This window comes from Micromonospora sp. NPDC007220 (genome assembly GCF_040634035.1).
Classification (GTDB): domain Bacteria; phylum Actinomycetota; class Actinomycetes; order Mycobacteriales; family Micromonosporaceae; genus Micromonospora; species Micromonospora reichwaldensis.
Window position 1 is genome coordinate 1 of record NZ_JBEYEU010000011.1, and the last position, 13,559, is coordinate 13,559.

13 protein-coding genes, 1 rRNA gene and 2 pseudogenes are annotated in these 13,559 nt (G+C 77.1%); 10 read left to right on the forward strand and 6 right to left on the reverse strand.

Annotation, left to right across the window (positions count from 1 at the left end):
• Positions 1-93, forward strand: a 5S ribosomal RNA gene (gene rrf, locus ABZ573_RS19970); the annotation flags it as partial.
• 67 nt (positions 94-160) lie between these two features.
• On the opposite strand, the gene ABZ573_RS19975 is transcribed toward rrf, so the two are convergent.
• Complete coding sequence (locus ABZ573_RS19975; RefSeq protein WP_358119754.1) at positions 161-1,237, reverse strand: spore photoproduct lyase family protein; 1,077 nt, start codon at positions 1,235-1,237, stop codon at positions 161-163.
• 86 nt (positions 1,238-1,323) lie between these two features.
• Here ABZ573_RS19975 and ABZ573_RS19980 point away from each other — a divergent pair, with 86 nt between their 5' ends.
• Entirely contained in the window at positions 1,324-2,073 is a 750-nt protein-coding gene (locus ABZ573_RS19980) for a DNA-formamidopyrimidine glycosylase family protein (protein WP_358119757.1), read from the forward strand.
• Between the two features lie 123 nt (positions 2,074-2,196).
• Here ABZ573_RS19980 and ABZ573_RS19985 read toward each other — a convergent pair whose 3' ends face one another.
• Genes ABZ573_RS19985 through ABZ573_RS19995 form a run of 3 tightly spaced genes read right to left on the reverse strand, consistent with a single transcriptional unit; the run spans position 2,197 to position 3,579 of the window.
• A complete protein-coding gene (locus tag ABZ573_RS19985) occupies positions 2,197-2,496 on the reverse strand; it encodes a BON domain-containing protein (RefSeq protein WP_358119760.1) in 300 nt (99 codons plus the stop codon).
• Positions 2,497-2,551: 55 nt separating this feature from the next.
• Positions 2,552-3,211 (reverse strand): STAS domain-containing protein, encoded by a 660-nt coding sequence (locus tag ABZ573_RS19990; RefSeq protein ID WP_358119763.1) that lies wholly within the window; start codon positions 3,209-3,211, stop codon positions 2,552-2,554.
• Positions 3,208-3,579 (reverse strand): GlsB/YeaQ/YmgE family stress response membrane protein, encoded by a 372-nt coding sequence (locus ABZ573_RS19995; protein ID WP_192581595.1) that lies wholly within the window; start codon positions 3,577-3,579, stop codon positions 3,208-3,210. Before ABZ573_RS19995 ends, ABZ573_RS19990 begins: the two co-directional genes overlap by 4 nt.
• Before the next feature lie 173 nt (positions 3,580-3,752).
• On the opposite strand from ABZ573_RS19995, the gene ABZ573_RS20000 reads away from it, so the two are divergent.
• From ABZ573_RS20000 to ABZ573_RS20010, 3 genes are all read left to right on the forward strand, one after another.
• Entirely contained in the window at positions 3,753-4,427 is a 675-nt protein-coding gene (locus ABZ573_RS20000) for a response regulator transcription factor (RefSeq protein WP_151457378.1), read from the forward strand.
• Positions 4,424-5,779, forward strand: a complete 1,356-nt coding sequence (locus ABZ573_RS20005) for a HAMP domain-containing sensor histidine kinase (protein WP_327028730.1) — start codon at positions 4,424-4,426, stop codon at positions 5,777-5,779. Before ABZ573_RS20000 ends, ABZ573_RS20005 begins: the two co-directional genes overlap by 4 nt.
• A gap of 197 nt (positions 5,780-5,976) precedes the next feature.
• A complete protein-coding gene (locus ABZ573_RS20010) occupies positions 5,977-6,522 on the forward strand; it encodes a GerMN domain-containing protein (protein WP_327031236.1) in 546 nt (181 codons plus the stop codon).
• A gap of 232 nt (positions 6,523-6,754) precedes the next feature.
• Here ABZ573_RS20010 and ABZ573_RS20015 read toward each other — a convergent pair.
• Positions 6,755-8,323: pseudogene (locus ABZ573_RS20015) on the reverse strand (sulfatase-like hydrolase/transferase); the annotation flags it as partial.
• A gap of 199 nt (positions 8,324-8,522) precedes the next feature.
• A pseudogene (locus ABZ573_RS20020) lies at positions 8,523-9,236 on the reverse strand (CDP-alcohol phosphatidyltransferase family protein); the annotation flags it as partial.
• A gap of 92 nt (positions 9,237-9,328) precedes the next feature.
• Here ABZ573_RS20020 and ABZ573_RS20025 point away from each other — a divergent pair.
• The 5 genes from ABZ573_RS20025 to ABZ573_RS20045 are packed head-to-tail and all read left to right on the forward strand — an operon-like array spanning position 9,329 to position 13,552.
• A complete protein-coding gene (locus ABZ573_RS20025; RefSeq protein ID WP_358119767.1) occupies positions 9,329-10,309 on the forward strand; it encodes a zinc-binding alcohol dehydrogenase in 981 nt (326 codons plus the stop codon).
• Positions 10,310-10,312: 3 nt separating this feature from the next.
• Positions 10,313-10,711 carry a 6-carboxytetrahydropterin synthase gene (locus ABZ573_RS20030; RefSeq protein ID WP_151453121.1) on the forward strand — a complete coding sequence of 133 codons (399 nt, stop codon included), beginning with the start codon at positions 10,313-10,315 and terminating at the stop codon, positions 10,709-10,711.
• The gene (locus tag ABZ573_RS20035) at positions 10,712-11,749 is read left to right on the forward strand and encodes a glycosyltransferase family 4 protein (RefSeq protein WP_358119770.1); all 1,038 of its coding nucleotides are present in this window, start codon (positions 10,712-10,714) and stop codon (positions 11,747-11,749) included.
• Positions 11,746-12,567, forward strand: coding sequence for a methyltransferase domain-containing protein (locus ABZ573_RS20040; RefSeq protein WP_358119773.1), 822 nt, complete (start codon positions 11,746-11,748; stop codon positions 12,565-12,567). The genes ABZ573_RS20035 and ABZ573_RS20040 overlap by 4 nt, the downstream gene beginning before the upstream one ends.
• 58 nt (positions 12,568-12,625) lie before the next feature.
• The gene (locus tag ABZ573_RS20045) at positions 12,626-13,552 is read left to right on the forward strand and encodes a lysylphosphatidylglycerol synthase domain-containing protein (protein ID WP_358120027.1); all 927 of its coding nucleotides are present in this window, start codon (positions 12,626-12,628) and stop codon (positions 13,550-13,552) included.
• Positions 13,553-13,559: the final 7 nt, after the last annotated feature.

The following is a 13,559-nucleotide window of genomic DNA, read 5'->3' on the forward strand; positions in this document are numbered from 1 at the left end:
ACGCCCGGTTACATTCCGAACCCGGAAGCTAAGCCCTCCAGCGCCGATGGTACTGCACTCGGGAGGGTGTGGGAGAGTAGGACACCGCCGGACAATCTTTCAGTTCAGGGCCACCCCTTTCGGGGGTGGCCCTGAACTGCGTTCCGTGCACCGGAGCCCGTCAGAACGCGTAGCGGACCCGGCAGTACGGCGCCTTCGCGGCGATCAGGTCCGTCAACGCCGCCACGTAGGCGCCCTTGCTGCCGGTGCGGTACCGCACGTTCCAGCCGCCGGTCTGCGACCGCTTCGGCTGCTGGAGATCCGGCCGCCAGAGGATCTCCTCGGCCTTCGGGTGCCAGCCGAGGTTCACCTCGTGCAGCCGGTCGTTGTGGGTCAGGAAGATGACCTCGGCGGCGAGCTGCGCCTTGGCGGCGGGCCCGAGCGCGTCGTCGAGCTGGTCGAGCAGCTCCGCCCAGTCGTCCAGCCACCCGTCGCGGACCACCACCGGGCTGAAGTTGACGTGCACCTCGTAGCCGGCCGCGACGAAGTCGTCGACGGCGGCCAACCGCTCCGCGACCGGGGAGGTCCGGATGTCGAGCAGCTTGGCGTCGCGGGCCGGCATCAGCGAGAACCGGATGCGGGTCCGGCCCCGGGGATCCCAGTCGAGCAGGTCACGGTTGACGTGCTTCGTGGCGAACGTGGCCTTCGCCGTGGGCAGGCCCCGGAACAGGGTCACCAGGTCCCGGACGTTGTCGGAGATGCGGGCGTCCACCGAGCAGTCGGAGTTCTCGCCGATGTCGTAGACCCAGGCGGCGGGGTCGCACTGGTTCGGCTCACTTTTGACGCCCTGCCGGCCCACGTGCCGACCCAGGTAGCCGGCGATCCGGTCGATGTTGGCGAAGACCGTCACCGGGTTGCTGTAGCCCTTGCGGCGCGGCACGTAGCAGTAGGCGCACGCCATCGCGCAGCCGTTCGCCGTGGACGGGGCGATGAAGTCGGCCGAGCGGCCGTTCGGGCGGGCGGTCAGGGACTTCTTGACCCCCAGCACCAGGGCCTCCGTCTTGATCCGCACCCACCGGGCCACGTTCGTCTCGTCCCCGTACAACTCCGGGATGCGGGAGTGGCTCTCGACCTCGACGCGCTCCGCATCGGGAAAGCGCTCCAGCACGGCCCGCCCGCGGGGCAGCCCGGCGGCCTCCGGCTCTACGTAGATCCGCCGGATGTCGAACAGCCGCGGGTGCGGGACAACGTCGGTCACGAAAGGGACAACTGCGGACCGATCGCCGGTGTTCCCGCGCCCCGGACGCGCCGTTTTCGCGCCCGTGCCTCGGGTACCCGGGCCGCATGCCCGAGGGCCACCTCGTCCACCGGTACGCGCGCGAGCAGCACGCCGCCCTCGCCGGGCAGGTCCTCGCCGTGTCCAGCCCGCAGGGGCGTCTCGACGCCGGCCCGTACGACGGGCGGCGGTTGCGGGCGGTGGAGGCGTACGGCAAGCACCTGCTCTACCACGTCGACGACGCGCCGGCCCTGCACGTGCACCTCGGCATGCGCGGGCTGTTCCTGCGCCACGACGACCCGGCCGTCCCGCCCCGCAAGGGCGTCCGGCTGCGCCTGGCCCGCGCCGGCGTCGCGTACGACCTGATCGCGCCCATCCGCTGCGAACCGCTCCCGGACGACGGCGAGCGCGCGCTGCGGGCCTCGCTCGGCCCGGACCCGCTGCGCGCCGACGCCGACGGCGAGGACGCCGTACGCCGGCTCGGCGCCGCCAGGGGCGCGGTCGGCGCGGCGCTGCTCGACCAGGCGGTGTGGGCGGGCCTCGGCAACGCCTGGCGGGCGGAGCTGCTCTTCCTCGCCGGCCTCGACCCCGACGCCCGGGCGGTCGGGACGGCGCCGGCCAGCCGGCTGTGGGAGCTCGCCGTCGCGTACCTCACGCTGGGTCGCGACGCCGGCCAGGTGGTCAGCGACCCGGCGGCACCCGACGAGCGGTGGGTCTACAAGCGGCCGACCTGCCGGCGCTGCGGCGCCCGGGTGCGCACGTGGCAGCTGGGCGGTCGCACGGCGTACGCCTGCCCGGTTGACCAGCCCGCGGCCTGACCGTCCCCGGGACGCCGGGACCGCCCTCGGCCGGGAGGACCGGTCCACCCGGTCGGACGCCGCGGCGGTCGTCGGGAGCGGGCGCTCAGTGAAGGGGCGGGCGTTCGGTGAAGGGGCCGGCGCTCAGTGGCGGGACCGGCGCGAGGCGGCGAGCCGCAGGGCGTTGCAGACGTCGGCGACGCCCCGGACGTCCCAGGCGATCTCGCCGGCCACCCGCCGGGTCTCAGGCCCGGTCACGATGCCCGCGAGAATGACGACGCGGTTCTGTACGGTCACCACGATCTGCTGGCGGCGGGTGGTCCAGTCGCTGCTCAGCCGCTGGGCGACCAGCGCCGCCAACCGGCCGTCCTCGTCGTCCGGCGAGGGGCCCGGCGGCTCGGGGCGGAACCCGCCCTCGTCCGGGTACGGCCAGGGGATGAGCATGGCGTGCTTCCTCTCGATGGTCTGCGGGCCGGGCCGCCCGGGCCCGGCGGTCGGGTCAGCGGGACGACGCCTCGGTCGCCGCCGCCGCACGGCGGCCGCGCGGACCCGGCCCGGCGGCGACGGCCGCCAGCCCCGCGGTGTCACCTGCCCCGCCCGGGGAGAGCCGCCGGAGCGCCTCCTGCGGGCTCGCGAAGACCGGGAACAGCCCGTCGAGCCGCATGGTGTGCAGCACGGTGCGGATGAAACGGGACGGAGCGGCCAGGCAGAGCACGGCGCCACGCTCCCGGGCGTCGCGGTGGGCCCGGACGAGCAGCGCGAGCCCGCCGGCGTCGATGAGGCGCACCCGGGTCAGGTCGACCACCACGTGCCCGCCGACGTCCACCGCCTGCCGCAGGGCGGCCCGCAGCTCGTCGGCGGTGTCGACGTCGACGTTCCCGGCGGCCGTCACCGCCGCGACGTCGTCGAGATGGTCCACGCCCGGCGCACCGCCGCCCGGCGGCCCGCCCTGACCCGTGGCGTCGCCCCCGAGACCCGGCAGGCTGCACCGGGGACAGCGGTGCGGGCCCGTGGCGAACGGCGAGCCGCTCCAGCCGTGTTCGGCCACCAGGGTCCAGACGACCTCGGCGTCGGGCAGGACGCAGGCGGTGCCCGTGGTCGTGTCCCCGCAGCTGTCGCAGATCAACGTCATCAGGTGCTCGTCCGGTACGACGGTCATCGTGTCTTCCTCCACGGGAGGTCGGGCCGTGCCACGCGCCGGCCCGCGACCGGCGGCGTCTGGGCGGTGTCGAGGTCCGGCCCCGTCCCGCGCGGCGGGGCGGCGGCGCGCCGGGGACCGGCCGTGGCCGCCACGAGGGCGACGCCGACGACGGCCGAGGCGGCCGGCACGCCGACGCGCCACGCGCCCGACCGGTCGGTGTCGAGGCCGACGATGCGGGCCAGGATGACGCCGAGCAGCGCGGTGACGATCCCCGCCACCAGGGCCAGCCAGGCCGGCACCTCCCGCCGGCGCGGGGTCACCCACCAGCCCGCCCCGGCGACGAGGAGACCGACGGCGAGCGCGGTGAGGAGACCGGCGACGGTCATCTGGTCCCTCCTGCCGGGCCGGTCGGCCGACGGCAGCCGGCCCACGGGTGTTCCTCACCACCCTCGGCGCCGCCCGTGGCGCGGGTCACGCGGTTGTATGACAGTTGCGTGACAAAACCGTCGAACGCCGGACACGGTTGGGCGCCCGTCGCCGCCTTGGGGATGATGCCGGTATGACGGACGTGCTGGTGATCGAGGACGACGACCGGATCCGTCTGGCGTTGCTGCTCGCGCTCGAGGACGAGGGCTACCGCGTCCGGGGCGTGGCCACCGCCGAGGAGGGACTGCTGCGGCAGCGCCGGGAGCCGGCCGACACCGTACTGGTCGACCTGATGCTGCCGGGCCTCGACGGCTTCGAGTGCATCCGGCGGCTGCGCCGCGACGACGACGTGCCGATCGTGGTGGTCAGCGCCCGCGACGACACCCACGACATCGTCGCGGCACTGGAGGCGGGGGCCGACGACTACGTGGTCAAGCCGGTGGCGATCAAGGAACTGTCGGCGCGGCTGCGCGCCCTGCGGCGCCGGGCCCGGGCGGCGCCCGACCCCGTACCGGTGCTCACCTTCGGGCAGCTGGAGATCAGCCCGGACGCCGGGGAGGTACGCCTGGCGGGGCAGCCGGTGCCGGTCACCCGCACCGAGTTCCGGCTGCTGTGCGAGCTGGCCGAGCACGCCGGCCGGGTGCTGTCGCGCCACCAGCTGCTGCAACGGGTCTGGGGCTACGACACCGGTGACGAGCGGCTCGTCGACGTGCACGTGGGTCGGCTGCGGCAGAAGATCGAGGACGATCCGGGCAACCCCCGGCACCTGGTCACCCTGCGCGGCCTCGGCTACAAGCTGACCCGGTGAGGCGCCTCGGACTGCGGGCCCGGGTGTCCGCCGGTTTCGCGGTCGGCGCGCTGCTGCTGTCGGCCTCGATGGCGCTGGTCTCGTACGAACTGACCAGGCGATCCCTGCTGGACGAGCGGGAGCGCACCGCCGTGCGGGCGGCGTACTTCGACGCGGCGGTGGTGCGTACCGGCCTGGACACGGAGGCCCTCGACGTGGTGGAGGTGCTGCGGTCCCTCGACACCGGCGGCAACCGCCGGCCGCTGCTGCACCGCGGCGACGACTGGTACGCCCGTACGGCCGACGCCGGCCTGACCGCCGCCATCCCGGTCGACCTGCAACAGCTCGTCCACGCCGGGGAACCGGCAGTGCAGCGGGTCCGGGTCAACGGCCAGCCCACCCTGCTCGTCGGCCTGCCGCTGGCCCCGTCCACCAGCTACTACGAGCTGACGTCGCTGCGCGAGCTGGACCAGACCCTGCGGGTCCTGGCGCTGGCACTGACCGCCGTGGCCATCGTGGTCGCCGGGTCCGGCGCCGCCCTGGGCTGGTACGCCACCCGACACAGTTTGCGGCCGCTGACGGCGGTGGCCGACGCCGCGCAGGAGATCGCGGCGGGCAACTTCTCCGCCCGGCTCGCCGCGACCACCGACCCCGACCTCACCCGGCTCTCCACGTCCTTCAACCACATGGTCGACCAGCTCTCCCGGCGTATCGAGCGGGACCGGCGCTTCGCCGCGGACGTCAGCCACGAGCTGCGCTCGCCGTTGCAGACCCTCTCGGCCGCGGCCAGCGTCCTGGCCCGTCGCCGGGCCCATCTCGACGAGCGCACCGCCACCGCCGCCGGCCTCGTGGCCGACGAGATCACCCGGTTCCAGCAGTTGGTCGACGACCTCATCCAGCTGGCCCGCAGCGACCAGCCGGTGGACCGGGCGCCGGTGGACGTGGCGGCGCTGGCCCGCCGCGCCTGTCAGGTCCGTGGGCTGCCGGCCACGCTCGTCCGGGTCGGCGCGGGTGTCCCGCCCACCTGGCTGGTCGACGAGCGTCGGGTCGAGCAGATCCTGGCCAACCTGGTCGACAACGCGCTGCGCCACGGCGGCGGGCCGGTGGCCGTGCGGCTGTCGCAGCGGAACGGGACGGGGATCGTCGAGGTCGACGACGAGGGGCCGGGCGTGCCGCCGGAGGACCGTGACCCCATCTTCGACCGCTTCGTCCGTGGCCGGGCCGCGCACTCGCGTGGCGACGGCGACGGCACCGGGCTCGGGCTGGCCATCGTCGCGCAGCACGCCGCCGCGCACCGGGGGCGGGCCGGCGCGGGCGACCGCCCCGGCGGGGGTGCCCGCTTCCGGGTCGAGCTGCCCGGGGTGCTGCCGTGACCCGCCGCGCGCCCGTGCAGCCGTCGCCCGCCGCGCCCGGCTCCCCGCCCGCGAACTCCCCGCTCGCCGCGACCGGTCGTGCCCCCGCGAGCCCTCCGCCCGCCGCGACCGGCCGCGCGCCCGCGAACCCCCCGCCCGCGAACCCCCCACCCGCGCGCCGCCCGGGCCGGTGGCGCGCCGTCGGCGGCGCGCTCGTCGTGCTGGGGCTGCTGGGCGGCTGCGGCGTCCCGACCGAGCGCGCCCCGCGCGCCGTGGCACCCCCGCCCGGGCCGTTCCCCTCGCCGGGGGCGATCGTGGCGACACCGACCCCCACCCTGACGGCGGGGCGGACGACGGAGGTGCTCTGCTTCGTCAGCGACGACCGGCTGGTCCGCGTCGAGCGTCGGGTCGACGGCACGCCCACCGTCGACGCCCAGCTCCAGCACCTGCTGGCCGGCCCGACCACCGCCGAGCGCGACCGGGGCCTGACGACGGCGCTGCCCGGGGCCGTGCCGGTCGCCGCTGCCCGGCCGCGGGGCAACGAGGTCGACGTGGACCTCGGCGGGGCCGGCGACGAGACGGGCCGCAGCGACGAGGTCCTCGCCTTCGGGCAGATCGTCTGCACCCTGACCGCCCGTTCCGACGTCGACACCGTGGCCTTCTTCCGGGGCGGGGCCCCGCTGGGGGTGCCGCGCGCCGACGGGTCGCTGTCCCGGCGACCCCTGGCCGCCGACGACTACGCCGGCCTCGTGGCACCCCGCTGACGGAACCGGCCCGTGCCGCGGACGCCCCGCCGGGACCTGCCCGACGGCGGCCTCCGTCCGGTGCCCCGGAGGCGGCCTTGTCCGGTGCCCCGGAGGCGGGCCGGCGGTGTCCCGACGCGGCCTGCCCGCGCTCCGGCGCCGGCCCGTTCGGCTCCCGAAGGCGCTCCGCCGGGCGTCCCGGGGGCGGGCCGCCCACGGTGTCGCGCGGGCGGGGTCAGCCGCCGAAGGCGGTGAGGAACCGGTCGCGGAAGGCGTCCATCGGCCATACCGGCGCGCGTGGCCCGGGCCGGAGTCCGTCGTCCCAGCCCCATCCCGAGATCCGGTCGAGCACGGCCGGGTCCCGGGCGACGACGGTGACCGGCACGTCCCGGCTCGCCCGGGCGCCGGTGACGACCGGGGCGGGCTGGTGGTCGCCGAGGAAGACCAGCACCAGGTCGTCGTCGCCGTGGGCCTCCAGGTAGGACACGAGGGTGCCCAGGGAGTACTCGACGGACCGGCGGTAGCCGGCGCGGGGCTGCGACGACGGGTTGCCGGTGGTCTCGCCTTGGAAGACGGTCCCGTCGCCGACCCGCGACCAGTCGACGAGGCGCGGGATCCTCGTCCAGGGGGAGTGGCTGGACACGAGCGCGATCTCGGCCATCACCGGGGCGCGATCCGCCCGGGAGCGTTCCAGGCGCTCGAAGGTCGCCAGGGTGTACTGGTCGGGCATCGGGGCGTAGCTGAACTTCGGCCCCCGGTAGCCGAGGCTGCGGGCGTCGTAGAAGGCCTCGTAGCCGAAGAAGGCCCCCTCCGGCCAGGGTCGGGTGGCGGCCGGCATCACACCCACCGTGCGCCAGCCGGCCCGCCGGAAGGCGCCGCCCAGCGTCAACCGGTCGCTGGCCAGCAGGCTGCGGTGCCGCTGGTCGTTGTCCACCCACATGCCGGACAGCAGCGTGGCGTGGGCCAGCCAGCTGCCGCCGCCGGTGGTCGGCGAGGTGAGGAACCCGCTGCGCGAGGCGAAGCCGGCGGCCCGCAGCCGGCGGTCCCCGTCGGCCAGCACGGCGCCCACGCCCGGGGCGTACTCCGGGTTTTCCACCGCGTCGCGCCCGTAGCTCTCCACGAAGGCGACCACCACGTCCTTGCCGCGCAGCGCGGTCAGCAGGCGGTCGCCGGGGGCGTCCCGGAACGCGTCGACGCCGACCTGGGCCGCGAAGACCTCCCGGTCGCGCAGCCGGGCGCGTACCTGGCGGGCGTGGTCGCCGACCAGCTCGGTCGCGGCGGCGTCGGCCACCGGCACGCCGGGGGACACGCGCACGCCGAACGTGGCGCAGGCCAGCCAGATCACCACCAGTGCGGCGACCATGCGCCGGGTGGCGGCGCGGTGCCGCACCAGCAGGGGGGTCAGCCGCAGCACGGACCGCGTCGTCGCGAGGAGCACGGCGGCGAGCAGCAGCACGGCCGCGACGACCGCCCCGGCGGCGCCCGCCCGCCCGGCCGAATCGGTGAGGAACCCGAGCGCGTCGTCGAGCAGGGCCCAGTCGAGCACCAGGTCGAAGGGGCGGCCGAGGGTCGCGAGGAAGCCCAGGTCGGCGACCTTCAGCAGGGCCAGCAACCCGAGCAGCGCGCCCGCGAGCGCCGCCACCGGCCGCCGCGCGCGGGCCGGCAGGGCGAGCAGCACGGCGACCACGAGCAGACCTTCGAGGGGCACCCGCACGAACGCGCCGGGCGTGAGCCGGGCGGGCTGGTGCGGCGCGGTCAGGGCGACCAGCACGAGCAGGGCGGCCAGCGCGGTCGTCACCCGCGCCGCGCCCCGCCGCCTCCCGCCCGCTCCTTCGGAGGTACGGCCGCGCGCCCCGACAGCCGACCGTCCGGTCCCGGGCGGCGACGAGGGCCGGTCGTTCGCGGGCGGCGACGAGGGCGGCTCGGTCGCGGGCGGCGACGGGGGGCGGTCAGTCACGGGCGGTGACGAGGTCGGGGCGTACCGCCGCGGGCCGGATCCGGCGGCGCGGGGCGCCCGGTGGCACCGCCCGGGCCGAGCGGCGCCGCCACAGCCACCCGACGTCGCGGCCGAACGACTCGACGAGCAGGGCCAGCGCGACCGCCAGCACCAGCGCGTCGCCCGGTCCGGGCAGCACCCCGGCAGCCGCGACCAGCAGCAGCACGCCCTGCGCCGCCGCGACGACCTTGCGCCAGTACCTCGGGGGCAGCGGCCGGCGCAGCCAGGGCAGCACCCATCCGGCGGCGACGAACGCGTACCGCATGGCGCCGAGGGCGAGCACCCAGGCACCCACGGCGGGCGCGACGGCCGCCCCGAGGACGAGGATGAGGAACGCGTCGACCTCCATGTCGAAGCGGGCCCCCAGCGCGCTGGCGGTGCCGGTGCGCCGGGCCACGTACCCGTCGACGGCGTCGAGGACCAGCGCCACGGCGGTGAGGGCGACCAGCACCCCGACCGACGCGGCCCGGTCGACGGCGGTCGGGGCGAGCGCGTCGCCGGTCAGCGCCGTCACGCCGCCGACGAGGAGTGCCCGGGCCAGCGTCACCCGGTCGGCCGGCCCGAGGGCGTGCGAGCCCGACCGGCGCAGCCCCCGGTCGAGGATCAGGCACAGCGCCGCCCCGTACGCGGCCCCGGCGAGCCAGCCCGCCGGGCCGAGACCGACCGTCGCGGCCAGCCCCGCCAGCAGGACAATCTGGACGATCAGCCCGATCGCCGGGTCTTTTCGAACCGTGGGCACCGTGCCTCCGTGTCTATCGTCGACGACATCCGACAGGAACTACGGGAAATACCGCCGTTCGGTTCGCCCCGGATGCGGGTGAGGAGGAGCCGGTGACCGGTGAGGCGCGCGCCTTCTGGCTGCGTACGCCCGGCGAGGGTGAGATCCGGTCGGCACCGCTCGCCGACCCCGGCCCGGACGAGGTGCTCGTCCGCAGCCGGTACTCGGGCGTCAGCCGGGGCACGGAGACGCTGGTCTTCGCCGGCCGCGTCCCCGCCGACCAGCACGCGGCGATGCGCGCCCCGTTCCAGGAGGGGGACTTCCCGGCGCCGGTGAAGTACGGCTACCTCAACGTGGGGGTGGTCGAGGGGGGCCCGGACGAGCTGCGGGGCCGGACCGTGTTCTGCCTGCACCCGCACCAGACCGCGTACGTGGTCCCGGCCGGCGCGGTGGTGCCCGTGCCGGACGCGGTGCCGCCCGCCCGCGCGGTGCTCGCCGGGACGGTGGAGACGGCGGTGAACGCGCTCTGGGACGCCGCGCCCCTGGTCGGCGACCGGGTGAGCGTGGTCGGCGGCGGCATGGTCGGCTGCTGCGTGGCGGCGCTGCTCGCCCGCTTCCCGGGCGTGCGGGTGGAGCTGGTCGACACCGACCCGGCCCGGGCGACCGTCGCCGCCGCACTCGGCGTCGGCTTCGCCCCGCCGGAGGAGGCCGCCGGCGGGCGGGACCTCGTGGTGCACGCCAGCGCCACCGCCGCCGGCCTGCAACGCTCGCTGGAGCTGCTCCGGCCGGAGGGCACCGTCGTCGAGCTGAGCTGGTACGGCGACCGCACCGTCGCGCTGGCGCTGGGCGGGGCGTTCCACTCCGGACGGCTGAGCGTGCGCGGCAGCCAGGTGGGCGCCGTCGCGCCGGCCCGACGGGGCAGCCGCAGCTTCGCCGACCGGCTGGGGCTCGCCCTGGAGCTGCTCGCCGATCCCGCCTTCGACGCGCTGCTCACCGGCGAGTCCCGCTTCGCGGAGCTGCCCGACGTGCTGGCCCGGCTGACCGCCGGCAGTCTCCCCGCACTGTGCCACCTCATCACCTACGACGGAGAGTGACCCGTGTTCAGCGTGACCGTACGAGACCACATGATGATCGCCCACAGCTTCCGGGGGGAGGTGTTCGGTCCGGCGCAGCGCCTGCACGGGGCGACCTTCGTCGTGGACGCCACCTTCCGCCGCCCCGACCTCGACGCCGACGGCGTGGTGGTCGACATCGGGCTCGCCACCGACCAGCTCAAGGCGGTGCTCGGGGAACTGACCTACCGCAACCTCGACGACGACCCGGCCTTCGCCGGGGTGAACACGACCACCGAGGTGCTGGCCCGCGCGGTCGCCGACCGTCTCGCCGAGCGGGTACGCGCCGGCGACCTCGGCGCGGGCGCGCGCGCCCTGGCCGGCATCACCGTCACGCTGCACGAGTCGCACGTCGCCTGGGCCAGCTACGAACGGTCGCTCTGAATGGCGACGGTGCACGTCGTGCTGCCGAACGACATCGACGACCCGGCCGAGCCGAGCGGCGGCAACGGCTACGACCGCCGGCTCTGCCGGGGCCTCGCGGCGGCCGGCTGGACGGTCCGCGAACACGCCGTGCCCGGCGACTGGCCCCGCCCCGACCGGGCTGCCCGCGCCGGGCTCGCCACGGTGCTCGCGGCGCTGCCCGACGGGTCGCCGGTCCTGCTCGACGGGCTGGTCGCCTCCTGCGTGCCGGAGGTGCTCGCCACGCACGCCCGGCGGCTGCGCCTCGTCGTCCTCGTGCACCTGCCGCTGGAGCACGACGCCGAGGCCGCCGCCCTGGCCGCCGCCGGCGCGGTCGTCACCACCAGCGAGTGGACCCGGCGGCGGCTGCTCGACCGGTACGCGCTGCCGGCCGACCGGGTGCACGTCGCCCGGCCCGGCGTGGACCCGGCCCCGCCCGCGCCCGGGTCACCGGCCGGCGGAAACCTGCTCTGCGTCGCCGCCCTCGCCCCGCACAAGGGGCACGACGTGCTGGTGGAGGCACTGGCGGCGGTCGCCGACCTGCCCTGGGGCTGTGTCTGCGTGGGGCCGCTGACCCGGGACCCGGGGTTCGTGGCGGCCCTGCGGCGGCGGGTGACCGGGCACGGTCTCGCCGACCGGGTGCGCCTGGTCGGCCCGCGCACCGGGGCGGCCCTGCACGCCGCATACGCCGCCGCCGACCTGCTGGTGCTGGCCTCGCGCCGGGAGACGTACGGGATGGTGGTCACCGAGGCCCTCGCGCGGGGCGTGCCGGTGCTCGCCACGGCGGCCGGCGGGCTGCCCGAGGCCCTGGGCCGCGCGCCCGACGGCGCGGCGCCGGGACTGCTCGTGCCGCCCGACGACCCGGCGGCCCTGGCCGGCGCGCTGCGGCGCTGGCTCGGCGAGCCCGACCTGCGTCGGGCGCTGCGGCGGGCGGCGCGCGGGCGGCGGCGCACGCTCGACGACTGGACGGTTCCCGCGACCGTCGCGGGCGCGGTGCTGGCCGGGACGGCCGCGGCATGACCGGGCACCTGCCGCCGCGCTTCGCGCACTGGCTGGCGCTGCGGGAGCCCGCCGACGCGGCGGCCCGTGCCGAGGACCTGGTGGACCTGGTCCGCCCCCGGCTGGCCGGCGCCGGACCGCTCGTCGTGCACGACCTCGGCGCCGGCACCGGCGCGATGGCCCGGTGGCTCGCGCCGCGACTGCCCGGCCCGCAGCACTGGATCCTGCACGACCGGGACGCCGACCTGCTCGCCCGCGCGGCCGCCGGGATGCCCGCCGCCGCGGGTGACGGCGGCCCGGTCACCGTCGAGGTGCGCTGCGGCGACCTCACCCGGCTGACGGCCGCCGACCTCGCCGACGCGTCGTTGGTCACCGCGTCCGCGCTGCTGGACATGCTCACCGCGCAGGAGGTCGAGCGGCTCGTCGCGGCCTGCGCCGGGGCGGGCCGCCCGGCCCTGCTGGCCCTGTCGGTGACCGGTCGGGTGCGGCTCACCCCGGCGGATCCGTGGGACGGGCGGATCGCCGACGCGTTCAACGACCACCAGCGACGCACGGTCGACGGGCGCCTGCTCGGGCCGGACGCCGTGCACGCCTGCGCGGCGGCGTTCGCCCGGCACGGCGTCGACGTGGTCCTGCGGCCCAGCCCGTGGCGGCTCGGCCCGCAGCGGGCGGAGCTGGTTGGCGAGTGGTTCACCGGCTGGCTCGACGCCGCCTGCGAGCAGCGGCCAGAGCTGACGGGCCCGACCCGGGCGTACGCCCGCCGGCGCCGCGCCGAGATCGCCGCCGGCCGGCTCGACGTGCTGGTCGAGCACCTCGACCTGCTGGCCGGCTGTGGCTGAACCGGGCGCCCCGCCGGTGCGCGCCCACCGGCGAGGCGAGCGTCCGGGACGGGCCCGGCTGGTGGCGCGCCGGTGCTGGCCGTGGGTGCGGACGCTCGGCGGCGGGGGCGTGCTGGCCGTGCTGCTGGGCTGGCTGGGCACCGGCCCGTTCCTCGCCGGGCTCCGCCTGGTCGACGGCCCGGCGCTGGCCGCCGCCGTCGCCATCGGAGCGCTGACGACGGGCTGCTGCGCCTGGCGGTGGAGCCTCGTCGCCAACGGGCTGGGGGTGCGGCTGCCGCTGCCGACGGCGCTCGCGCACTGCTACCGGGCGGTGTTCCTGAACTCGACTCTCCCCGGCGGTGTGCTCGGCGACGTGCACCGGGCGGTGCGGCACGGCCGCGACGTCGGCGACGTCGGCCGGGGGGTGCGCGCGGTGGTGTGGGAACGCGTCGCCGGGCAGGTCGTGCTGGCCGCCGTGGCGGTGGTCGTGCTCGCCGCGTTCCCGTCGCCGGTGCGGCCCCACCTGCCGGCGGTGGCGGCGCTGCTGGCCGCCGCCGGGCTGGGCGTCGTCCTGCTGGCCCGCGCGCTGCCCACCGCCGGGCCGTCGCGGTGGGCGCGCGCGGCGCGTGCGGCGGTGGCCGACGTGCGCGCCGGGCTGCTCGGCCGCCGCGCCTGGCTGGGTGTGCTCGTGGCCTCCACCGTGGCCGTCGCCGGCCACCTCGCGACGTTCGTGCTGGCTGCGCGTACCGCCGGCTCCACCGCGCCGCTGACCCTGCTGGTGCCGCTGACCCTGCTGGCGCTGCTGGCCATGGGGGTGCCGGTGAACGTCGCCGGCTTCGGCCCCCGCGAGGGCGTGGCCGCGTGGGCGTTCGGCGCCGCCGGCCTGAGCGCCGCCGAGGGCGTCGCCACCGCCACGGTGTACGGGGTCCTGGTGCTCGCCGCCAGCCTGCCCGGCGCCGCCGTCCTGCTGGTCCGCCGTGCCCGCGTGCCCGCCGGCACCGTCTGACGAGGAG